This is a genomic window from Gemmatimonadota bacterium (genome assembly GCA_026705765.1).
Classification (GTDB): Bacteria; Latescibacterota; UBA2968; order UBA2968; family UBA2968; genus VXRD01.
On the sequence record JAPPAB010000111.1, the window covers coordinates 1 to 22,358 of the forward strand.

17 protein-coding genes are annotated in these 22,358 nt (G+C 51.7%); 11 read left to right on the top strand and 6 right to left on the bottom strand.

What is annotated here, in order from left to right; genetic code table 11:
* A partial coding sequence (locus OXH16_15495) for a hypothetical protein (protein MCY3682804.1) occupies positions 1–182 on the top strand: 182 nt, incomplete at its 5' end.
* Between the two features lie 370 nt (positions 183–552).
* Positions 553–1,047, top strand: a complete 495-nt coding sequence (locus OXH16_15500; GenBank protein MCY3682805.1) for a hypothetical protein — start codon at positions 553–555, stop codon at positions 1,045–1,047.
* A 77-nt stretch (positions 1,048–1,124) separates the two neighbouring features.
* On the opposite strand, the gene OXH16_15505 is transcribed toward OXH16_15500, so the two are convergent.
* Genes OXH16_15505 through OXH16_15520 form a run of 4 tightly spaced genes read right to left on the bottom strand, consistent with a single transcriptional unit; the run spans position 1,125 to position 7,143 of the window.
* Positions 1,125–2,858, bottom strand: coding sequence for a RelA/SpoT family protein (locus OXH16_15505; GenBank protein ID MCY3682806.1), 1,734 nt, complete (start codon positions 2,856–2,858; stop codon positions 1,125–1,127).
* Between the two features lie 4 nt (positions 2,859–2,862).
* Positions 2,863–5,406, bottom strand: a complete 2,544-nt coding sequence (gene glgP, locus OXH16_15510) for an alpha-glucan family phosphorylase (protein ID MCY3682807.1) — start codon at positions 5,404–5,406, stop codon at positions 2,863–2,865.
* A 17-nt stretch (positions 5,407–5,423) separates the two neighbouring features.
* On the bottom strand, positions 5,424–6,446 hold the full coding sequence (locus OXH16_15515; GenBank protein ID MCY3682808.1) for a Gfo/Idh/MocA family oxidoreductase: 1,023 nt from the start codon (positions 6,444–6,446) through the stop codon (positions 5,424–5,426).
* Positions 6,447–6,459: 13 nt separating this feature from the next.
* Positions 6,460–7,143, bottom strand: coding sequence for a response regulator (locus tag OXH16_15520; protein MCY3682809.1), 684 nt, complete (start codon positions 7,141–7,143; stop codon positions 6,460–6,462).
* A gap of 176 nt (positions 7,144–7,319) precedes the next feature.
* On the opposite strand from OXH16_15520, the gene uvrA reads away from it, so the two are divergent.
* The 9 genes from uvrA to OXH16_15565 all read left to right on the top strand — a co-directional run bounded on the left by uvrA (position 7,320) and on the right by OXH16_15565 (position 21,245).
* A complete protein-coding gene (gene uvrA / locus OXH16_15525) occupies positions 7,320–12,980 on the top strand; it encodes an excinuclease ABC subunit UvrA (GenBank protein ID MCY3682810.1) in 5,661 nt (1,886 codons plus the stop codon).
* 106 nt (positions 12,981–13,086) lie between these two features.
* On the top strand, positions 13,087–13,686 hold the full coding sequence (locus OXH16_15530) for a Panacea domain-containing protein (GenBank protein ID MCY3682811.1): 600 nt from the start codon (positions 13,087–13,089) through the stop codon (positions 13,684–13,686).
* 2 nt (positions 13,687–13,688) lie between these two features.
* Positions 13,689–14,087, top strand: coding sequence for a hypothetical protein (locus tag OXH16_15535; protein MCY3682812.1), 399 nt, complete (start codon positions 13,689–13,691; stop codon positions 14,085–14,087).
* Between the two features lie 303 nt (positions 14,088–14,390).
* Positions 14,391–15,575: a cellulase family glycosylhydrolase gene (locus OXH16_15540; protein MCY3682813.1), complete on the top strand. Its 1,185-nt coding sequence runs from the start codon at positions 14,391–14,393 to the stop codon at positions 15,573–15,575.
* A gap of 378 nt (positions 15,576–15,953) precedes the next feature.
* A complete protein-coding gene (locus OXH16_15545; protein MCY3682814.1) occupies positions 15,954–16,733 on the top strand; it encodes a glucose 1-dehydrogenase in 780 nt (259 codons plus the stop codon).
* Between the two features lie 10 nt (positions 16,734–16,743).
* Entirely contained in the window at positions 16,744–17,739 is a 996-nt protein-coding gene (locus OXH16_15550; protein ID MCY3682815.1) for an aldose 1-epimerase, read from the top strand.
* A complete protein-coding gene (locus tag OXH16_15555) occupies positions 17,736–18,329 on the top strand; it encodes an HD domain-containing protein (protein MCY3682816.1) in 594 nt (197 codons plus the stop codon). The genes OXH16_15550 and OXH16_15555 overlap by 4 nt, the downstream gene beginning before the upstream one ends.
* 25 nt (positions 18,330–18,354) lie before the next feature.
* Positions 18,355–20,208, top strand: a complete 1,854-nt coding sequence (locus tag OXH16_15560; protein ID MCY3682817.1) for an AMP-binding protein — start codon at positions 18,355–18,357, stop codon at positions 20,206–20,208.
* Between the two features lie 5 nt (positions 20,209–20,213).
* The gene (locus OXH16_15565; protein ID MCY3682818.1) at positions 20,214–21,245 is read left to right on the top strand and encodes an Ldh family oxidoreductase; all 1,032 of its coding nucleotides are present in this window, start codon (positions 20,214–20,216) and stop codon (positions 21,243–21,245) included.
* Between the two features lie 89 nt (positions 21,246–21,334).
* On the opposite strand, the gene OXH16_15570 is transcribed toward OXH16_15565, so the two are convergent.
* Both OXH16_15570 and OXH16_15575 read right to left on the bottom strand, forming a co-directional pair.
* Entirely contained in the window at positions 21,335–22,033 is a 699-nt protein-coding gene (locus OXH16_15570; protein MCY3682819.1) for a hypothetical protein, read from the bottom strand.
* Between the two features lie 49 nt (positions 22,034–22,082).
* Positions 22,083–22,280, bottom strand: coding sequence for a hypothetical protein (locus OXH16_15575; protein ID MCY3682820.1), 198 nt, complete (start codon positions 22,278–22,280; stop codon positions 22,083–22,085).
* Positions 22,281–22,358 lie beyond the last annotated feature (78 nt).

Consider the following 22,358-nt stretch of genomic DNA (forward strand, 5'->3'; position numbering starts at 1 on the left):
AGGCGTATAAGGAGGTTGAGCATAAGGCGCATCAGGTTCATCTGATGATGCTTAAGTTGCGAGCGTTGGCGGAGGCCAAGAGAGCGTGGGATGTGGAACGTATTCTGAAGATTATCACCTTGTTAGATGATATTTCTCAAAGGGAAGAGCGCATTTTAAAAAACGTATTGAAAGCATTTTAAGGCGGTATATTTTAAATAGACTCACATTGGCACAAATAGTGTAAATTTCAGCAAGCTATACCCATTGGATGTGTGACGCGATTTCCCTTCTGTTCATCATTCAAAAACCGCTCCTTAAATTCAGTGAGCGGTTTTTATTTTGTTATACGTCATGTGATTCAGGCTTGCTGAAAGAGCCTCCAAATTTTATACTGTGCAGTGCAGGAATGTATCCAGACATATAGAGGTTCGTTGTGATAACCACTAACCTGAGGAACCGACTGTGGAAGCGTTTATTATTTTGGCCATTCTCATCATCGTAATCCTCGGGACTTTTGGTCGATGGGCAAAAAAATTCTTTGGCTGTTGCTGTCACGAGTGTGGAACCAAAATGCAACCATTCGAAAAACTGCCCGATAATGACAAGTCCGATATTCTGGCATACTTCAGGCGTTTTGAGAATCGCGAGCCAGACGTGGAGGGCATTTTCGCGTGTGGGCATTGCCTGCTGGTGTACGACGACTTCTCGGGTGAAAAACGCACGATGGATGGTGACGAAAAGTCGTTCTGTAAGGTGTGCAACTCTGCAGGTGTATCGTATATAGGTCCCATGGTCATTTCTGGTGAGTTGGAGAAATTCCAGGAACGCAACAAAAACCTGATCGAACAAATAGAGTGCCTGCGATGCAAAAGAAAACCTTCGGGAGTTTGGGACTGCATCCCCTGCGACACAGAGATCAAGATAACGGCTTGCAGGCGTTGCTATTCGGTCTATGCTCAGATGCCTGTTAATGGCAGCCGATACAGATTTCATGTCCTGCTTTCGGACAGGGAAATCATCAGGGACTCAGCCGACTCAAAGTGGGGTTTATTTGAACCAGAGTAAGCGCCCATCTGCAAACCAGATGAAAATAAAAAAGCCGACGCACAAACGTCGGCTTTTTATTATCCCCATTCCACTACTCAAGACGAACTTTCCGGGGGGGCTTCAAGGCGATAAGCAGACATGACATTGGGAATCCTGCGGAGATTTTGCAGAAGTTCTTCGAGGTGATCGGCATCTTTGATCTCCACCTGGAATTGGTTGTTAAATTCCTCGCGATGGGTCTCGATACTGGCACCCACAATGGGAACACCCAGATCGGACATAACCTGTGTCATATCGGACAACAAATTGGTGCGATCCTTGCCCGTAACCTGGATGGTAGCAGTAAAAGTCTCTGTCTGATTAAAAGCCTCTTCGCGCAGAACCCGGCGAATACAACTTCGCGCCTTGGCACTCTTGACAAAATTGAGCCAATCGCGGTGCGGATGCTGGTGTGGCGACGTAATAATCTCAACCGTCTGCCCTGTTTCAAGCGGCGTAGAAAGTGGCACCATCTGGCTATCGATGCGGGCGCCCACGCAGCGGTTGCCAATCTCGGTATGCACTGCAAAGGCAAAATCGACAGGTGTGGCCTCATCGGGAAGCTGAATCAAATCGCCCTGGGGCGTAAAAACATAAATCTCATTTGAAAAAAGATCGATCTTGAGTTCCTCGATAATTTCTTGAGGATCCGATGTCTCCCCCTGCCACTCGAGCAGATTGCGAAGCCCGTCTATGTGTTGATCGAGTTCCGACCTTTCTGGAGACCCCTCTTTGTAAAGCCAGTGTGCCGCAATACCCTCCTCTGCTGTCTGGTGCATCTCGTGGGTGCGTATCTGCACCTCAATCATCAACCCGCGCGGACCTATCACCGTCGTGTGCAAAGACTGATACATATTGCTCTTGGGCGTTGCAATAAAATCCTTAAAACGGGGCATAACCGGTGTATAGAGCGAGTGAATCATACCCAGAACGTGATAGCATTCCTGGACCGTATCGACCAGTATGCGAATAGCCAACAAATCGTAGATATCTTCAAAAGCTTTGCTACGCGTCTGCATCTTCTGGTGAATACTGAAAAAATTCTTGGGACGTCCCGCGATCTCCCCTCGGATATTTGCCTCCTTGAGCATTTTTTGCAGCGGCACGCGCATCTCTTCGATATAGGCCTCGCGCTCTCGTCTCTTGAGACGGATCTTTTTCCTAATCGCGCGATAGGCTTCGGGTTCGAGCCACTTGAGAGCCAGATCTTCAAGCTCCCACCGAATGCGCGCAATTCCCAAACGATGCGCCAGAGGCGCGTAAATATCCAGACTCTCGCGCGCCATGCGCTCGCGCGTTTCAGGAGGCAGGGGATCCAGCGTACGCATATTGTGCAGACGTTCGCAAAACTTAATGAGAACAACGCGCAAATCATTGATCAAAGACAGAAACATCTTGCGGAAATTCTCAGCCTGATCGGCCTCTTGTGACTGGAAGGACAGATCTTTGATCCGGGTCACACCGTCAACCAGATCGGCAATATGAGAACCAAAATGACGTGCAATTTGTGCGTGGGTTGCTGTGCCGTGCGCTATGGTATCGTGCAAAATACCAGCCACCAGAGTTGCAGTATCCTGATTGAGATCGACAAGAATGCGCCCAACCTCAAGCGCGTGAACAATATACGGCTGGCCCGACTTGCGAAAATGATCCTGATGTGCCTTCCTGGCAAAATAAAAGGCGCGGGTCAAGAGTTCTACATTGTGATCGGAACGACTTTGAAGCGCATGCTGGAGAAATGCGTCAAAGGCAGGATCATCTGCGAGGGATTTTGAGGAGAGTTTGGTCATAGCATCACGCCCAGGTAATCAACCCGGTATCACATATTGAATTGAGGTCCTGGTGGTGCGGGCGAATGCGAACTGTATAGCCCCATCGGCCGCTTTTTTGTAAAGACAGGTGCCCCACAAAAGTATGGGGATCCACAAGCACCATCGGCAGCGGCTCACCCTGGACAATTTGCCCCTCTGTGCCGACCTGCCCGTGAAAAATCTCGACAGCCACATCATCTACAGCCAGGTCGCCCAGTGCGACATCTGCGCGAATCTCGACCTTATCGCCCACATGCGATGTTTGCGTCTGGCTCGACGTTACAGAACGGACCGCCACATCCTTCCACCCGTGGCGAACCCTATCCTTCCACTCGGCCAGAGCACTGGCTCTTGCGCCATTATTATCCGAAAGATCTCTCGATCGCGCATGCGCCTTCAAGTAGAACCGCTCGGTATATTCCTGCACCATGCGGTGGGTATTGAACTTCGGACACAACACGCGCATAGCACTCTTCATCCGGGCGATCCATCCTCTGGGCAACCCATCCACACCGCGATTATAAAAGAGCGGCACCGCTTCTTTCTCCAGAATATTGTAAATTGCCCGCGCTTCAATCTGGTTCTGATACGCCGGATCGTCGTATTCTTTGCCGTGACCGATCTCCCAGCCCAATTCAGGTTGATACGCTTCTGCCCACCAGCCATCGAGCACACTGAGATTTAGCGCACCATTGGCAACGGCTTTCATGCCACTGGTCCCACTCGCTTCCTGGGGTCTCATCGGCGTATTCAGCCAGATATCGACCCCCTGCACGAGATAACGCGCCACACACATATCGTAATTCTCGATAAAAACCAGACGCCGATGGAGATACTCGCGCTGCGTGAGACTGAAAATTTCCTGAATAAATTCCTTCCCCGCGTGGTCTTGCGGATGCGCCTTGCCCGCAAAAATAACCTGAACAGGACGTTCTTCATTGCACAGGATGCGCGTGAGTCTTTCGAGGTCGTGAAACAAAAGTGTGGCGCGCTTATACGTTGCAAAACGCCTGGCAAAACCAATCGTAAGCGCATCGGCAGTCAGGACCTCGTCGGCGCGCGCCATATCGATTGACGACGCTGTTTCTCGCTGCAACTGCTTTCTGAGGCGTTGCCGAGCAAATGCAACGAGGCGTTCTCTCCTGCGCTCGTGGACGCGCCACAGTTCCTCCGGCGGAATGTGGTCTATCGTCTCCCATACACTCTGATCGTGCGGCTCCTCCAGGCGCCGAGGCCCCATATAGTTGTCTTCAAGAGCGCGCATTTGTTGCGAAATATGGGAAGCAATGTGAACGCCATTGGTAACCGACGCAATGGGGATTTCATTCTTCGGCAACCCGGGCCACAGCGATTGCCACATATTGCGCGAGACCTCGCCGTGGAGTTTGCTGACGCCATTGCGATAGGACGAGAGCCTGAACGCGAGCACAGTCATGTTAAAACCGTCGCCGGATCTTTGGGGACCGCCCTGTCCCAAAGCGAGAAACGCGGGCATGGAAAGACCGAGTTCATGCGCGTAGGACCTGAAGTACTTTTCGATTAGAGAAACGGGAAAAACATCGTGCCCGGCCGGAACCGGGGTATGGGTCGTAAAAACGTGACCTGCTGACGTGTACTCTGCGGCCTGATCAAATGTGGCACCGTCGTCGTGCATCGCCTGCCGGATGCGCTCCAACCCCAGAAAAGCCGAATGCCCCTCATTCATATGGCATACCGTGGGCTGTATGCCCAACGCGTTGAGCGCGCGCACGCCGCCAATACCCAGCAAAATTTCCTGTCGGATGCGCGTTTCACTATCCCCACCGTAAAGTTGTGCCGTAATTTCGCGGATAGCTGGCGGGTTTTCCACCAAATTGGTATCGAGCAAGTACAGAGGAATGCGTCCAACCTGCACTTTCCATATCCGCACCCGCGCTTCTGCCTCGGGAAATGCAAGGGTAATGGTAACATCCCGCCCGCGTTCATCGCGAACAATCTGGACGGGCAGCGCGTAATAGTCATTTTCTGTATATTCTTCTTGCTGCCAACCGTCATTTGTGAGATACTGATTGAAATAGCCGTGTTGATACAGCAGGCCCACAGCAGAAAATGGCAACCCCAGAGTACTCGCAGACTTGAGGTGATCTCCGGCCAACACACCCAGACCGCCCGAATAAATCGGCAGACCCTCGGTAAGACCAAACTCCGCAGAAAAATAGGCGATTTGAACATCGGGCGCTGTTTTGCCGTGAGCAGAGTGAAAATAAGTCTCCCCATCCATAAACGCGCGGAAAGACTCAGACACCCGCTTAAAATGCGCCATAAATCCAGGATTTTCAGAAAGTTGATTCAGGCGTTCCTGGCTGATATCATTGAGCATACGCACCGGGTTATGGTACACTGTTTCCCAGAGAATCGGATCAATGCGTCGAAAGAGATCCATCGTATCCGGATCCCAGGCCCAGCGCAGATTATAAGCCAGTGCTTCGAGACCCTGAAGCGCTTTGGGAAGCGAGGGTTTGACCACAAAAGTAGTAATTGGTTTCACCGAGTTTTTATCTCCTGTCACACATCTTTAACAGCAACGACCGCATCTGTCTCCCACGATCTTATCGCAGCTTCAATAACCATCTGTGCTTTGAGTGCTTCTTCACCCGAACCCTCGATATCTTCGGGAGATGCGTCTTCGAGATTTTGCTCTATCCACCGCCCAATGCGGCTTTGAAATGTCTCGTTGAACCCCATCATACCGCCGATATAGTCATAGCGTTCGAGTTCCATTGAGCGGCGGGGATGAAAATGCAGGCGTTCACAGGCTTCTTCCAGCACAAAGCGGGCGTCTGCCCCCACCACCTCGAGACGTTCAAGACCATAAGAACCACCCGGCCCCGTGGCGTCATAACTTCCGGTGAGATTACCCACCGTACCGTCTGCAAAACGCATATTGAGTTGCATATTCGACCAGCACACGCGGCGATTGCCATCTTTGTCCAGACCGCGCTTAAAAAAGGCACTCACCTTTTCAATATCGCCACAAAAGTAGCGCATAACGTCAATAGAGTGCGGGTGCAGGGCCCGAATGTGGAACCACGGCGACGTCTCTCGGGGATTATTGATCCACATGGTCATATTGATGATATTGATCTCGCCCAGCCTACCCTGGTCAACCCATTCTTTGGCGCGTGCAGCAGCAGGTGTAAAGCGGTGGTTGAGGTCAATGCCATAGCGCAGATTTTTCTCTCGCGCTTTGGCGACCATCTCTTTTGCTTCGTCGATATTGTTAGAAATGGGTTTTTCGCCGAGTACATGGACACCTGCTTCCAGGAGTTCCATCGTGGGTTTGTAGTGATCGCCACCATTTTCATGACCGGCAGTCGCAACACTGGCCACAGTGATATCCAGGCCTGCGTCCAGCATATCTCGCACAGTGTAAAATGCCCTGACACCGTATTGCGACGCAGCGGCGTCTGCGCGTTTTTGGTCTATATCGCAAACAGCAACCAGATTGCATTGGTCGTAACCATTATAAATAGTAGCGTGTCGGTTGCCAATGCCTCCCAAACCGACCACGGCGACATTTAATCCCATTGAAAACTCCTTTCTACCAGTTACTGAGTATCCGACCTACAAATGCCGGGACTGCGTCTGTAAAAAAATACATGATGGCAAAGACCCCCATGAGAACATAGAACCCGATTATGGCGAACATGATAATCTTTTTGCGCTTGCTCATCTTAGTGGGCGACGAAGTTCTCAGATCGCGCGGTTGCTTGAGGAAAGGTTCTGATTTATCCTCATCATCAGAGGGCGCTTCCGATTGTACTTCCTCGTCCTCTGCTTCTTCAATACTTTCCTCCGATACTTTCTCTCCCTCCTCAGCCTCTTCTGCATCTGCAGATATATCCGATTCTACTTCTTCTGATTCAGCTATTTCGAGCACGCGTTCTATTTTTTCGATAAGTGTCTTGTCTTCAAATGGTTTTTCAACAATACTGTAAACACCCTGTTCCATGAGTGCTGTGGCTACCGCTTCCTCAACGGGAAACGATACCACAATCACCGGCATTTCAAAGCCTTCTTCGCGAATAAATTCGACCAACACATCGCCGTGAACAATCGGCATCTCGAGATTGAGCAACACCAGATCGGGTTGTCCGTGCGCAATCGCGTCAACCGCTTCGGTCCACGTTGTCGCGCTCTGTGCTTGATAATCATTGGACTCGAGAATCTTGACAATTCGGTTCACAGCGGCTTCTTCACTGTCAATAGTCAAAATTTTTGTCATACTGTCCCCCGTGCGTAGTAGGGCAAATATTGGCAAATGGAAGTATAAAGCGAAAGAAGCCCTATGACAAGGATTTTCCCTTATTGCAATCACCTGATGAGTTATCTCTTGATGGGTGAACGTGTGTGTAGTATATTGGAATGCGAAAAAATTAAAAATTAAAAATTGGGAGTCTTATGGAAACAAAAAGCATCGTCGTAAAAGGTGCGCGAGTACACAACTTGCAAAATATAGACCTGACATTGCCCCGACACGCGCTAATATGTTTTACCGGTGTATCTGGTTCGGGCAAGTCATCAATGGCTTTTGACACCATCTATGCGGAGGGCCAGCGGCGTTATGTGGAATCCCTATCCGCGTATGCGCGTCAATTTTTGGGGCAAATGGAAAAACCCGAAGTCGATCAAATCACGGGATTATCCCCAACGATTTCCATCGAACAAAAAACCGCAGGACGCAATCCCCGCTCAACCGTGGGCACAATAACCGAAATCTACGACTATTTGCGCGTATTATTTGCGCGAATAGGCACCCCCCATTGCGCGCATGACAATACGCCAATTGGGGCGCAAACGCGCGACGGCATTGTGGATCGAATCATGGCACTGGGTGAGGGCACGCGCATTCACATTCTATCTTCTCTCGTACAGGGCCGAAAAGGAGAGTATCACGACCTGTTTGAAAATCTGCAAAAAGAGGGATATATCCGCGCGCGCGTGGATGGACAGATCACAACATTGACCCAAACCCCGAAATTGGCGCGCTACAAAAGACACGATATCGAGGTCGTAATCGATCGGGTTATCGCAAAAAAAACAATGCGGGGACGCATTGGCGAAGCCGTCGATGCCGGTCTCATAATGGGCAAAGGGGCGATAATCGTCAGCGCAGAGGGCGCGGACGACCTCCTGCTGAGCACGCACTTTTCCTGTCCCACCTGCGGGCGCAGCGCGCAGGAGCCTGTACCGCAATTGTTCTCATTCAACAGCCCACAGGGCATGTGCCCCGGCTGCCGCGGATTGGGCACGCGCTATGCAATGGATCTGGCAAAAGTCGTCCCAAATCCCGAATTGTCTGTGATAGAGGGCGCTATCGCGCCGCTGGGCGTGCCCAAAAATCGGTGGAAATCTCACTATTACGCAGGCGTGTTGAAGCGCCATGGCGCAGATTTACAAACGCCCTATAAGCGCATCTCACCAGAGGGACAACAGGCATTATTATACGGCATAGACGGCAAAATGACCTTTGAATGGCGCCGCAGCAACGGCAGCATAAAACGCCATCGCGATGGGTTTGAGGGCATCCTGCCCCCAATGGAGCGACAGTACGCCGAGGGACGGAGCCAGATAGTACGCAAACGTCTCGCACCCTTCATGCGCGTGGGTATATGTCCCGTATGCGAAGGCACGCGCTTGAAACCCGAAGCTCTCTCCGTCAAAATCGAAGGACAGACCCTGCCCGATGTCACCGCGATGACAGTCGATCGCGCATATGCCTTTTTTCAAAGCCTCAAATTGACCGAGACCCAGGCGCGAATCGCCGAAGACGCCTTAAAAGAGATTCGCGGACGATTGAAATTTCTCCTCGATGTGGGCCTCGACTATCTCACACTCAATCGCACGGCACCGACACTATCGGGCGGAGAGGCGCAACGCATTCGCCTCGCCAGCCAGATCGGATCCGGATTGGTAGGCGTAACCTATGTGCTGGACGAACCGTCAATTGGTCTGCACCACCGCGACAATCGGCGATTGCTCGACGCCTTGTGCCACCTGCGGGACGTGGGCAATACCGTAATCGTCGTCGAACACGACGAAGACACCATGCGCCGTGCGGACCGGGTAGTGGATTTTGGACCCGGCCCCGGGCACCTCGGCGGTCGGATAGTCGCCGAAGGATCGTGGAAACAGGTGGCGAGAAGAACCCGCTCGGTGACAGGCGCTTATCTTTCGGGAAGAGAAAAAATTGCCGTCCCCAAAAGGCGACCCGTATCACATCGCAACTTATGGATTCGGGGCGCATCTCAAAATAACCTCAAAAATATCGACGCAAAAATTCCCGTCGGCGTATTTACCTGCGTCACCGGCGTATCCGGATCGGGAAAATCATCGCTAATTGCCGATATCCTCTACCCCGCTCTCGCGCGAGAACTCAACCGCGCAGAAACGGAAACAGGCGCACACCGCTGCATCGAGGGCATAGACCTCCTGGACAAAGTCATCGAAATCAACCAGCAACCCATCGGACGCACACCGCGCAGCAACGCAGCGACATATACGGGTGTATTTGATCCCATTCGAAAATTATTTGCCGAGTTACCCGAGTCAAAAGTACGGGGATATAAACCCGGACGCTTCAGCTTTAACGTAAAAGGCGGGCGATGCGAAGCGTGTAAGGGCAATGGCGCAAACCTCGTCGAAATGGACTTCCTCGCCGACGTGTGGGTAACGTGTCCCGTATGTGAAGGGCGGCGTTTTAATCGCGAAACCCTGGACGTGAAGTACAAGGGCAAATCCATCGCCGATGTGCTGGCAATGGAAGTCGAAGAAGCGCATCTGTTTTTTCAGGCAATCCCCGGCATTCACCGCATTCTCCAAACCCTGGTCGATGTGGGAATGGGCTACGTCAAATTGGGCCAGCCCGCGCCAACGCTCTCCGGCGGTGAAGCACAACGGGTCAAGTTATCAAAAGAACTGTGTCGCAGGAGCACGGGCAAAACCCTGTACATCCTGGACGAACCCACGACGGGCCTGCATTTTGCCGATATCCAGAATCTCTTAAACGTATTGCATCGGCTCGTGGATATGGGCAACTCCGTGGTGGTTATCGAACACAATCTGGACGTAATCAAAACCGCGGATTGGGTCATCGACCTGGGACCTGAAGGCGGCGAAGACGGGGGACTAATTATAGCAGAAGGCACACCCGAACACCTGACGCAATCTCCCAACTCCCACACGGGACATGCACTTGGCGAAGTGCTATCGCGCACGCCACCTGCACCTGCAAAAAACGGCAAGCGAATCGCCAATGGCCAGGTGCGGACCATTGACATTGTAGGCGCGCGGGAGAACAATTTGCAAAATGTGGATGTATCCATTCCCCGCGAAAAAATGACCGTAATCTCCGGCGTATCCGGTTCGGGAAAATCTTCCCTGGCACTCGACACAATTTACGCCGAAGGACAGCGGCGATATGTCGAATCCCTATCCGCTTATGCCCGACAGTTTCTGGGACAAATGCCCAAGCCAAAGGTCGATCGCGTGATCGGCTTATCGCCCGCGATTGCCATAGAACAAAAAGCCGCGAGCAAAAACCCGCGCTCGACCGTAGGCACCGTAACAGAGGTGTACGATTACCTGCGGGCACTCTACGCATTATTGGGCGATACCTATTGTCCAGATTGCGATGTATTGGCAGGCAGCCAGTCCGTTCGGGAAATTGTGGCGCGCGTGCTGAAAATGAAACGCCGCCTCTACCTTCTCGCACCCGTAGAACTCGGCAAAGGCGAAGATTATACCAGCTTAATCAACCGCTTTCGCCGCAAAGGTTATTTGCGCGGCAGACTCAACGGCGCAGTTTTCAACCTGTCAAACCCACCCGAGATCGATTACAGACAGACTCACAGACTCGAAATTCTAATAGACCGCGTAACCGCAGAAAAAAAGAACCGCAAACGCATCGCGGACTCCATCGAAATCGCGCTGGACATTTCAGAAGGCATTTTGATCGTCGCATCGCCCGATGACAGCGAAGAAACGCGATTCAGCCAGCATCTCTCGTGTCCATCCTGCGGACGCAGTTTTGAAACAATAACCCCTCAGCATCTCTCATTCAACAGCCCTGAAGGCTGGTGCTTATCGTGCGAAGGACTGGGAACGCAGCGCGGGATGGGCATTCACACATTGATCCCCGACACTCACAAATCCCTATCCGAAGGCGCAGTACTCGCCTGGGGAAAAGTAGAACCGCACACACAAATAGGCGACATGCTATCTGCGGTCGGCAAAGCCGCGGGCTTTGACCTGCACACCCCTTTTGCGCAGATATCAGCGGAAGGACGACACGCGATCTTATACGGCCTGGACACACAGTGGCTAAAAACCACTAACAATCTCTCATTCCAATTCAAGGGACTATTTCCAACAATCGACACCCTGGTGCGGCAAGCGCCGCGATTCCGTCGGCTAATGGGTGACTTCATCCAGGATGTGCCGTGTCCGTCCTGCAAGGGAACCCGTCTAAAGCCTGAAAGTACAGCAATAAAACTATTCGGCAAAACAATGCCCCAACTGGTGGCAATGCCCATCCGCGAAGTGCGCACCTATTTCGACACAATGGTTCTGGCAGGACAGGCGCGCGAAGCCGCCGCAGAGGTATTGCACGAAATCCAGAGCCGCCTGCGGTTTCTCGACGAAGTAGGCCTGGGATATTTGAATCTGGGACGGCGAGCACCCACGCTATCGGGCGGCGAGGCACAGCGCATTCGCCTGGCGAGCCAGATCGGATCCGGTCTCACCGGGGTCCTCTACGTACTCGACGAACCGACAATTGGCCTGCACCAGCGCGACAACCACCAGTTGTTGGCTGCACTGGCACAACTGCGCGACCTGGGCAACTCGCTCCTCATTGTCGAACACGACCGCGAGACCCTGAACCAGGCAGATCACATTCTGGACTTTGGGCCCGGCGCAGGTGTTGAAGGCGGGCGCATCGTAGCCGCTGGCAATCCGCGCAAATTGAAAACCGACAACGGCTCAATAACCGCGCATTATCTCGCGGGCGATCTGCAAATCGAGGTCCCCGATGAGCGGCGAAACCCCGAACGGGGATCACTTTGCGTGGTAGGCGCGCGGCATAACAACTTAAAAAACGTCGATGTCTCATTTCCGCTGGGCACCTTGACCTGCGTGACCGGCGTATCGGGATCGGGCAAAAGTTCGCTCGTCAACGACGTCCTCTTCGGCGCACTCGCCGCCCGCGTGAACCGCGCACAAAAAGCCTGGGGAGAACACGACGATGTACTGGGATTGGAACGCATCGACAAAGTAATCAACATCGACCAGACACCCATTGGCTATTCGCCGCGCAGCAACCCCGCAACCTATGTCAAAGTATTCGACAAAATACGCACCCTGTACGCCAGCTTGCCAGACGCCCAGGTGCGCGGATTTAAAACCGGGCATTTCAGCTTTAATCACAAACGCGGGCGGTGCGACGCCTGTGCGGGTTTGGGTGCGCGCTGTATAGAAATGCACTTCTTGCCCGACGTGTGGGTCACCTGTGAGACCTGTGGCGGAAAGCGCTACAACCGCGATGTAATCGACATAACCTATAAAGGCGCATCAATCGCCGATGTTCTGGACATGACAGTAGCCGAAGCCCTATCGCATTTTACCCACATACCCGGCATCCAGCGCTCACTCCAAACCCTATTTGACGTGGGCCTGGGCTATATCAAAATGGGACAGGCATCGACCACGCTCTCCGGCGGCGAAGCTCAGCGCGTGAAATTGGCGCGCGAATTGGCGCGACCCAGCACCGGGAAAACCGTGTACATCCTCGACGAACCGACCACGGGACTGCACTTTGCCGACATCCAGAAACTGCTCGACGTACTCAACCGACTCGTCAACGCGGGCAACACCGCAATCGTAATCGAACACAATCTGGACGTAATCAAAACCGCCGATTGGGTCATCGACCTGGGACCAGAAGGCGGAGAAGACGGTGGCAATTTAATCGCTTGCGGCACGCCTGAAGATGTGGTATCTGTCACCGCCTCGCACACCGGACGATTTTTGAAGGATGTGTTGGCAGGTATTGAAACAGGGTAATGCAGCTCAAGAAAATCCATAGATCTCCTTATATAAAACAAAAAATTTGCTATAGAAAAAAATAGTATATATTATTTATGTAACACATAAATAACAGGAGGTATTTATGCCTACCATGCAGATTCCCCATTTCAAAGAGCGGAAGGCTACCCAAGTTGCTGCCTTACTGATAAAGCACAATGGCGGTCAAAGTATTGACAAGTACAAACTCCTCAAGCTAATCTACCTTGTCGATAGAAAGGCATTGGAGCTTTGGGGACACTCTGTAACTTATGATACACCAGCGAATTTTCCGTACGATCCCGCTGGTCCTGGTCCCACTCCCAGCCATACGTATGACCTTATTGATCCACCAAAGCGAAATCTAAAGGAGATCTCTTCTACCTCCAGCTATTGGTCTCAATTTTTTTCAAACTACGGAGACACCGTTAGTCTATCTGGTTTATGTCCGGGTGTAGGAGATCTCTCCCCTGCTGAGATCGGTTTGATCCATGAAATCTTTGAGGAATTTGGACATAAAACTTTTGGAGAATTAAAAGAATACCTTCAGGCCTTACCCGAGTCTAAAGATACAGAAGGATCGTCTGGACCAATAAAATGGGAAACACTCCTTCAGGCCGTAGGCTGGACAGGTGAAGACTTAGAAGAAGTAAAAAAAGACCTCACATTTAAAGCGAAATTTGAAACCTTTGTCGGGGCGAGATAAGCATGGGATTAGCGGGCACCTGCGTTATTTGCCCTGATTGGGGAGGTGAGCATTTATGTATATTTCTGACAGACTTTGTAAATGACAAAAGAAGAGAACCAAAAACCATCATTGTGAATGTCACATCGTGGACTGCAAGAAAAGAACAAACGCTCATACTCTACCCAGGGGAGCATCCTTTTATCATAAAAAAATCAGTCATAGCCTATGATAATGCCCTCTTACTTGCAGAATGGCAGGTCGAACATCTCTTATCTAACGGAAAGAAACAGCCAGCAGTCTCTGAAGAACTATTGCGGAAAATTGGTGAAGGGCTTCTCAGGTCACCCTTTACATCAACAGATGTAAGAGATTTCTACGAACAATATTCTCAGAATATAGACAAGTCTGAAAATAGGTAAGAACGATACGTGATTAGTAAAAACGCTTTATTTTTTCAAAAGAATGCTTGACTTTTTGAAGTGTCACTGATATCAGTGAGGACATTAGTTTGAAAATAAAAAATAAAAATATGTCTATGCACCTGTAGAAACCGCCTAACTACTTAGGTGGTTTCGTTTTTTGAGCAAATGGTACACCACACATCACTACTACCTGGTTATTCTCGTATATAATTCCCTTTTGTTTTAAAGCAGTTTGGAGGCCTATCTCTGTCTTGTGAGCAACCGATTCGTCAAACTATAAAGCATTAAAAGGAGATAAAAATGATTTTTCGCATATTGCTATCCGTCGCATTCCTCTCTACGAGCAGTGCCCTGGCCGACCCTTCCAAAATCGACTTTTGGAATGCGCAGCGCAAAGGCGCCAATCAACAAAATGCACAACACCGTCCCGAATGGTACGTTGCAGCGGGAGAATTGGGATTGGACTATGTGCGCATCTTACCCGACGCATGGCCCTCCGAAGGCAGGGACTTCCTGATCGGCAATGCGGACAACTTCGAAGCAATCAACGAAACCGATCTATCCCTATTGATCAAAGCACTCGACGAAGCCGAACGCAACGGCATCAAAGTCGTCCTTACAATGGTCAGCTTACCCGGCGCCCGCTGGAAACAACTGAACAACGACCGGGACGATGCGCGGCTCTGGAAAGACAAAAAATATCATCTACAAGCCTTCGAATTCTGGCGCCAACTCGCCGCACGCCTGAAAACACACCCCGCCATTGTCGCCTACAACCCCCTCAACGAACCACACCCGGACAAAGCATTCGGCTTTGATACGCCAGACGAAAAATTCGCCCAGTGGTTCAAACGCATCCAGAACACGCCAGCCGATCTCAACCAATTCAACCGGGAAATGGTCAAAGCAATCCGATCCGTAGATAAGGACACCCCCATCATCCTCGACGGCTGGTTCTATGCATCTCCCAGGGCATTCGAATACAATCGCCCCGTTGACGATGACAAGGTCTTATACGCCTTCCACAACCCCGGACCCTGGCAAATGGTAACCTATCGCGTCAATCAAGGCAGATACGCCTATCCAGACCGCGTGCCCAAATCGTGGAACGGGCCAACGGAATCCTGGACCATTGATCGCCTTGCCCAGCAAATGCACGCGGTACAAAAATTCTCCGAACAATACAACATACCCGCACACCGAATCATCGCATCAGAATTCTGGTACGACCGTCGCCTCGAAGGCGCGGCAGCATACATGGCCGACCTCATCGAAATCTATAACCAGCGCAACTGGCACTGGGCTTTTTATGCCTTTCGCGGTACTGGCACATGGACGGGACTCGATTACGAAATCGCGCCAGGTCAAAAAATGGGTTGGCGTTACTGGCAGGCCATTGAACAGGGCAAAGACCCAGAACCTCTCAAACCGAGAGGACCAAACCCCTTGTGGGAAATACTGCGGCGGCAGTTTGAAAGAAAATGAAAAATTAAATTGGTAAAACTGTGCGAGAAGGCGAAGAAAGTTATGTCGAAAGTATTGGCGATAATGCTATCTTTTTTATTTTTTATGCCTTCGGCGACTTACTTTTTTTCAGCAGCAAAAAAAAGTAAGCAAAAAATGCCGCTCTCAAACGCCGAGGGGCTGGCACAGCGCAAATCGTTTTTGTGATAGTACACCATGCAGTGGCCTGCACAGTTGGGATGCCATAAAGATATCCACTGCGAGACGGACTCACGCGCTGTGCATAATGGCTTTGAGTAATGGGGTTTTGTGAGGGTGCCTTTTGTGATATCTTATCTGATGTACTGCGTAACATCAATTCTTAATTTTTAATTCCTACAGTATTCTCAGGAGGTATTAATGTCATTGTTTTCACTCGAAGGTCGTGTCGCCATAGTAACTGGAGCGGGGCGTGGTATTGGACGCGGCATAGCAGAGGAATTGGCTGCGCAGGGCGCAAAAATTGTATGTGCTGCGCGCACCCGATCTCAACTTGACGAAGTCGTAGCCGCAATTCGAAATGCGGGAGGCGACGCAATCGCTTATGAAATGGACATGAAAGACCTGGATTCCGTGCGCGGTGGCGTCGATACAGCACTCGAAACGTATGGACAAATCGACATCCTCGTCAACAACGCGGGAATGAACATACGCGAACCATTTGAAGACGTAACAGAAGAACACTACGACGAAATCATGGCCGTCAACTTGAAGGGCCTCTACTTCTTAACACAGACCGCAGTCAAACACATGATCTCGCGCAAACAGGGCAAAATCATCCACATCGGCTCTTTGACAACCGACTGGTCCTTATCGCAAATTTCGGTCTATACCGCCACCAAAGGCGCAGTCGGGCAACTCGCCAAAGCCCAGGCATTAGAACTCGGCAAGCACAACATCCAGGTAAACACAATATGCCCGGGCTTTGTGGTCACGCCATTGACCGAGCGGCTCTGGGAAGATGATACAATGCGCGAATGGGCCGAATCACGTCTGCCCATAAAACGCCTGGCAACACCCGAAGACCTGGCAGGCACAGCCGTATTCCTCGCCGCGCCCGCATCGGATTACGTCACCGGACAATCCATCTACGTAGATGGTGGCTTCATGGCCGGCGAAGCCTGGCCCTTGCCGCAGTAAAGGGGGAACAATGGCGCAATATGATGTACAAAAAGAAAACTTCCACGGACACGCACTCTACGTACTGCGCGATTTCGAAACCAATTGTGAAGCCAGCATCCTACCATCGGTGGGCAACAATTGCATCTCGTACAAAATCCCAAAAGGCGATGCGCTATTAGAACTCATTTACTCCCCACCCGATCCCGACACCCTTAAAGGCCGCGCCAGCGGATACGGCACCCCCATCTTATACCCCTGGCCCAACCGCATAGACAGCGGCAAATTCACATTTGACGGCGCGGAATACCAGCTCGAAACCCCTGCCCCGGACGAACACGCATCTCACGGCTACGTCCACGAACGCCCCTGGCGCGTAGTCGAAACCGGCACCTCAGAAGGTGCCTGGATAACCAGCGTCTTCACATCGACGGACTTCCCGGAAATCGGCGCACACTTTCCCTTCCCCTTTGAAGCACGGGTAACATATCGCCTGAAAGACGGCGTACTATCCCTCGAATTTGAAGGCACCAACATCGGCAATAGCGACATGCCCGTCGGCCTCGGCATCCACCCCTATTTCCCTCTACCCCTCACTGAAAGTGGCAACCGGGACCTGTGTACCGTGCGCATGCCAGCCTCAACGTACTGGCCCTTGCGCGACGACCCGATACCCACAGGAGAAATCCTACCCGTTGACGGCACCATATTTGACGTACGCGAAACCACGCCCTTGAAAGACCGGTATTACGACAACGTCTGGTCCGGCGTATCTCTGACCGATGGATGGAGCCGATGTGAATACACCGACCCAACCGAAGGCGTCACCATCGCAATGGAAGCCAATGACGCATTTCGAGAACTCGTACTCTACGCCCCCGACATCCGTCCCATTATCTGCTTTGAACCCTACACCTGCGTCACCAACGCCTTCAACCTGCAAAACCAGGGCATCGACGCGGGCCTGATACGCCTCCAACCCGGTGAAAAACTAACCGGCATAATGAAAATTGTGGGAGAAGCATGACCGACCGATTACAACAACAAATCGCGTTCTTGCTCGAAATCGATAAACTCAAGCAAATCATTCGGCAAACCTATTTGCTCGACGAAACGCGAAAAGAAAACGACGCCGAACACTCCTGGCATTTTGCCATGTTTGCGCTCATCCTCGTGGAATATGCGCCCGAACCAGTGAATATCCTGAAAGTAATCAAAATGGCACTGGTACACGACCTCGTGGAAATCGACGCGGGCGACACCTTTCTCTACGACGAATCGGGCAACGCGGACAAAGCCGAACGCGAAGCAAAAGCCGCCGACCGCATCTTTGCGCTCTTACCTCCAGAACAGGGCGCAGAAATACGCGCATTGTGGGAAGAATTTGAAGCAAAAGAAACCCCCGAAGCAAAATTCGCAGGCGCGATAGACCGATTCCAACCCTTTCTACACAATTGCAATACTCAAGGACGCGCCTGGCAAGAGCACGGAATCACAGCCGAACGCGTCTTGCAAAGCAACAGCCACATCTCAATCGGCGCGCCCATTCTATGGAACCGCGTACAAGAATTGGTTGATGAAATGGTCGCTAAGGGATATATTGATGCCGAAAAATAATGGCCAAAAACGGGAGGACCCAACCATGAGCGAAACACTCAAAGACTTATTGAACGACAGTTTTGAACAGCATGCGGACCGCACGGCGGTTCGCGTATTGCGCCAGCCAGAGGAACCCGGCGAAAGGCGATTGCAATACGTGCCGTTGACATATCGGCAATTAAAGGCACAGCGAGACCGATTGGCATCGGGTCTGGCGCAAATAGGATTGGAAAAAGGGCAGCGCATCGGGCTACTGACCGATGGCGGTCTGGAATCCGTACTCGTCTTCCTATCCTGCGACATACTGGGATTATCCGCAGTGCCAATCTGCAACAAATTGCCCGACGATCTGCTCGTACACAGCATCAACCATTCGGGCATCGCCTATTTGTTCACAGATACGAGAAGTTTAGAACAGGTCGAACGCGTACGCGACCAACTGACCAATCCCCCTCAGATCGTCCTGACAGAAGGACAGGGCGATAACACACGCTCATTTTTTGACTTAATCCAAAAAGGCGCGGAATCACCGCCGCCAGACATAGCAATAGAACCCGATGACGAATCGAAAATCGTGTACACATCGGGATCATCGGGACTACCCAAAGGCGTGGTACAAACCCATCGCAATCTCGTCGGCAATATCCTGTCCGTATGGGATACAATCAGCAACCGCGACCCGGTCATCTTATTCAAATCCGCGCCCGACTACCACACCATGGGCATATTGAATATCTACTACCCCCTGGCAAAAGGCTGGACACTGGACCTGGCGCGGTCGCCGGATCGCGTACTCGTGGATATCCGATACTCTGAACCCGAAGGCTTTTTAACCGTCCCCCTGATCTTAGACAAAGTATTTGGCAATGTGCGAAAAGAAATTGATGCCGGCGGTGCAAAAGGCACATTAATCGCCCGGTCACTGCGCGCCAAACAGCGCATTGCACGCGGTGAAGCATCAATCATCGACCGCCTCGTCAATGCCACACTGGGCAAAAAGGTCGTCGGACAAATCAAAGAAAAACTCTCCCAACGCGTGGGCAGCCGCCTCGAATTGTTAATCGTCGGCTCGGCAAAAGCCGACCCCGAAGCCCTCGACTTTTTCCAGGACGTACTGGACATCACCTCGCTCGAAGGCTATGGCGTCACCGAATGCAGCCCCCTGATCGCGGCAAATGTCCTGACCGGACAAAAAACAGGCACCGTTGGAAAGCCATTACAAGAAGTAAAAATCATCTCCGAAACAGGCGAAGAAATCGCCCACGGTGATCCAAACACAGGAACCTACAGCGGCAGTGGCGATGGCATTGGCGAATTGTGGGTACACGGCAACCACGTCATGACGGGTTATCTCAACGACCCCGAACGCACCGCCGAAGTACTCGTAACCGATGAAGCGGGCAAAGTGTGGTATCGCACAGGTGATTTATTCAGCATGGACGACGAGGGATTCTTGACCTTCCAGGGACGCGTTGGACGACAATTTAAATTGAGCAACGGCGAATTTGTCAACCCCGAACGCCTCGAACGCATATTCGCCCGCGTATCGCTCATCGAACACGTCTTAATCTGCGGCGATCAGACCCGCACATTCCCCCTACCCGTCGTCACCGTAAATGTAGAAGAAGCTCAACTGCAAACAGATATTCCCGATCTGCCCACAGACGAGGAAGCCCTGTGCAGCCATCCCGCAATAGCCGAACGCATCCGCGAGCAACTATTAAAAGAAGCCACGGCATCTGGCCTTCCCGCGCACGAGCGCCCGCAAAAAGTACTGATCCTGTCGGACCAGTTGAGCGAAGAAACGGGAACCCTCACGCGGGGATTGAAAAAGGTCGTACCCGGGAGAATAGAAGAAATTTACGCAAACGAAATCGCCGCAGCTTATGATGGATAAACCCCATGCCAATTTTCAACCCCGATAAACTGCGGCGCATTGGCCGCGAAGTCTTCGAACGCATAGGCGCAACGCCCGAAGAAGCCCGAATCGTGGCTGACCTGCTCGTATCATCCAATCTCGCGGGACACGACTCGCACGGCGTCGTCCGCATTCCGCAATACGTCTCCGGAGTACAGAGCGGTCAAATACAACTCGGAACAACCGTGGAAATCGAGCGAGAAACCGATGCAACAGCCGTCGTAAACGGGCACTGGGGATTTGGGCACGTAACCGCAACAGAAGCCATGCACATCGCCATCCAAAAAGCCCAAAAAAGTGCTGTCGGCATCGCAACAGTACACCAGTGCAATCACATCGGGCGATTGGGTGTCTATCCCGTCCTCGCCGCGGCTGAAAACATGGCCGGACTGATGAGCAACAACGGTCACGGCGCCGACCTCTCCATGGCACCCTGGGGAGGACTGGGACGCATCCTGCCCGCGAATTGCCTCGCCGTTGCATTCCCTTCGGATCGCGATTTTCCAATCTCACTGGACTTAACCGCCGCAACCGCGGCAGGTGGCAAAATGCGGGTCGCACTGGCCCGGGGCGAGCGCGTACCCGAAAACTGGCTAATCGACGCCGAAGGCAACCCCACAACTGACCCCGCCGACTACGTACACGGCAATGCCGCGCTAACCCCCTCTGGCGACCACAAAGGATATGGCCTATCATTCATCTTCGACATCTTGTCCGGCGCCCTATCGCCCGCCGGTTGCACCCGCGAAAATTCACCCGTAACGGGCAACGCCCTATTTGTACAGGCCATTCGCATCGATGCGTTCCAGCCCATCGCCGACTTTAAAGCCGAAATCGGACGATTCATCGACTACGTAAAATCGGCAAAAACCGCGCCGGGATTTGACGAAATACTCGTACCGGGCGAACGCTCCTATCGCACCGGCTGTGAACGCGAGGCAAACGGAGTCCCCATAGAAGACACAACCTGGGAACAAATTTGCGAAACCGCAAAAAAATTTGATGTGGAAGTTTAGCTATCAGCCATCAGTGGTCAGATCTGTTCAAATCTTCGATAATATAGTAGTGTCCCCGTACCCGCCCGTTGGGTAGTGAAACGGGGTTCTCAATGCACCAACTTGATGCCCCATTCAACACACCGCGTCTCGACTTCATCAAGCGGTGCCATTGTTACGATCACGCCATCGACTGTTTTATCGGGATGCAATGTCCGCATCAACCCCACTTTATCGGCAAAGCGATCCACATCTTCCACCTCGCAAACAGACTTCACCTCAAATACCAGCAACGTGCTGTTATCGACCAGAATATCGACCTCATAGCGGCGTCCTGAAGGTCCGATCATGCCATCTGCATCTTCAAGAGGCTGTCGCAGGCGAACATGCTCAGATAAAACATCATCTCGTCCAAGTACCAATCTCATCGTGCCCGCAACAACATCCTCGAGTTTTCTTCCAGACCGCGTTTGGAAACGCCCCACAATCATTTCGACCCAATCTCTCAGATCGGAAAACCGCTGATCCATCAGGTCAAAACGTTCATCAACTTTCTCAAACCGATCATTAACTTCCGACCGAAATGTTTCCATTCCCGACTGAAACTTTTCAGTTTTTGACTGAAACGCATCAAATTCGCCCCGAAAATCGCGCAATTCAGAAAGCACAGCCGCCACTTCTTCCTTCGTGGCAAAAGTCCGTATAAAAGCCGCGTAGATTCGCAATTCCATCTCGGGATGCCGTTCAAGCAAAGCTGGCAACTGCTTCTCAAGCGTCTCTAACAGTTCTTCATCTGTCAACAGGGCCATCTCTCAATCCTCATTGGGCAGGCTTAATTTTTGGCGAATCATCTGTTTTCTACATCTTCCCTTCTCTCTCCTTCAGCCGCCTGCGGTAAATATAACCACCTGCCCCCCATTCCACAACCCCCTGCATGTGCGTACTGACAGAGCCTGCCTTTTTTGCAATATCCCATCTTACTTGATGTGCGACTTCAAAACCGCCACCAAAAAAACGCAAGTGAAAGGCAGGGATGGTCGGCTGTGCCTTAGCCATTCGCTGAATTAGCTCAACTGACAGGCTCAAACAAACAAAAACCCGCCCCCTTCAGGGAGCGGGTTTTTTGTTAAACCG

Bases quoted from the DNA above. Each gene is read 5' to 3' on its own strand.
- OXH16_15500 (MCY3682805.1), top strand. From the start codon at position 553: ATGCAACCATTCGAAAAACTGCCCGATAATGACAAGTCCGATATTCTG.
- OXH16_15505 (MCY3682806.1), bottom strand. From the start codon at position 2,858: ATGACCAAACTCTCCTCAAAATCCCTCGCAGATGATCCTGCCTTTGAC.
- OXH16_15515 (MCY3682808.1), bottom strand. From the start codon at position 6,446: ATGGGATTAAATGTCGCCGTGGTCGGTTTGGGAGGCATTGGCAACCGA.
- OXH16_15520 (MCY3682809.1), bottom strand. From the start codon at position 7,143: ATGACAAAAATTTTGACTATTGACAGTGAAGAAGCCGCTGTGAACCGA.
- uvrA (MCY3682810.1), top strand. From the start codon at position 7,320: ATGGAAACAAAAAGCATCGTCGTAAAAGGTGCGCGAGTACACAACTTG.
- OXH16_15530 (MCY3682811.1), top strand. From the start codon at position 13,087: ATGCCTACCATGCAGATTCCCCATTTCAAAGAGCGGAAGGCTACCCAA.
- OXH16_15535 (MCY3682812.1), top strand. From the start codon at position 13,689: ATGGGATTAGCGGGCACCTGCGTTATTTGCCCTGATTGGGGAGGTGAG.
- OXH16_15540 (MCY3682813.1), top strand. From the start codon at position 14,391: ATGATTTTTCGCATATTGCTATCCGTCGCATTCCTCTCTACGAGCAGT.
- OXH16_15545 (MCY3682814.1), top strand. From the start codon at position 15,954: ATGTCATTGTTTTCACTCGAAGGTCGTGTCGCCATAGTAACTGGAGCG.
- OXH16_15550 (MCY3682815.1), top strand. From the start codon at position 16,744: ATGGCGCAATATGATGTACAAAAAGAAAACTTCCACGGACACGCACTC.
- OXH16_15555 (MCY3682816.1), top strand. From the start codon at position 17,736: ATGACCGACCGATTACAACAACAAATCGCGTTCTTGCTCGAAATCGAT.
- OXH16_15560 (MCY3682817.1), top strand. From the start codon at position 18,355: ATGAGCGAAACACTCAAAGACTTATTGAACGACAGTTTTGAACAGCAT.
- OXH16_15565 (MCY3682818.1), top strand. From the start codon at position 20,214: ATGCCAATTTTCAACCCCGATAAACTGCGGCGCATTGGCCGCGAAGTC.
- OXH16_15570 (MCY3682819.1), bottom strand. From the start codon at position 22,033: ATGGCCCTGTTGACAGATGAAGAACTGTTAGAGACGCTTGAGAAGCAG.
- OXH16_15575 (MCY3682820.1), bottom strand. From the start codon at position 22,280: ATGGCTAAGGCACAGCCGACCATCCCTGCCTTTCACTTGCGTTTTTTT.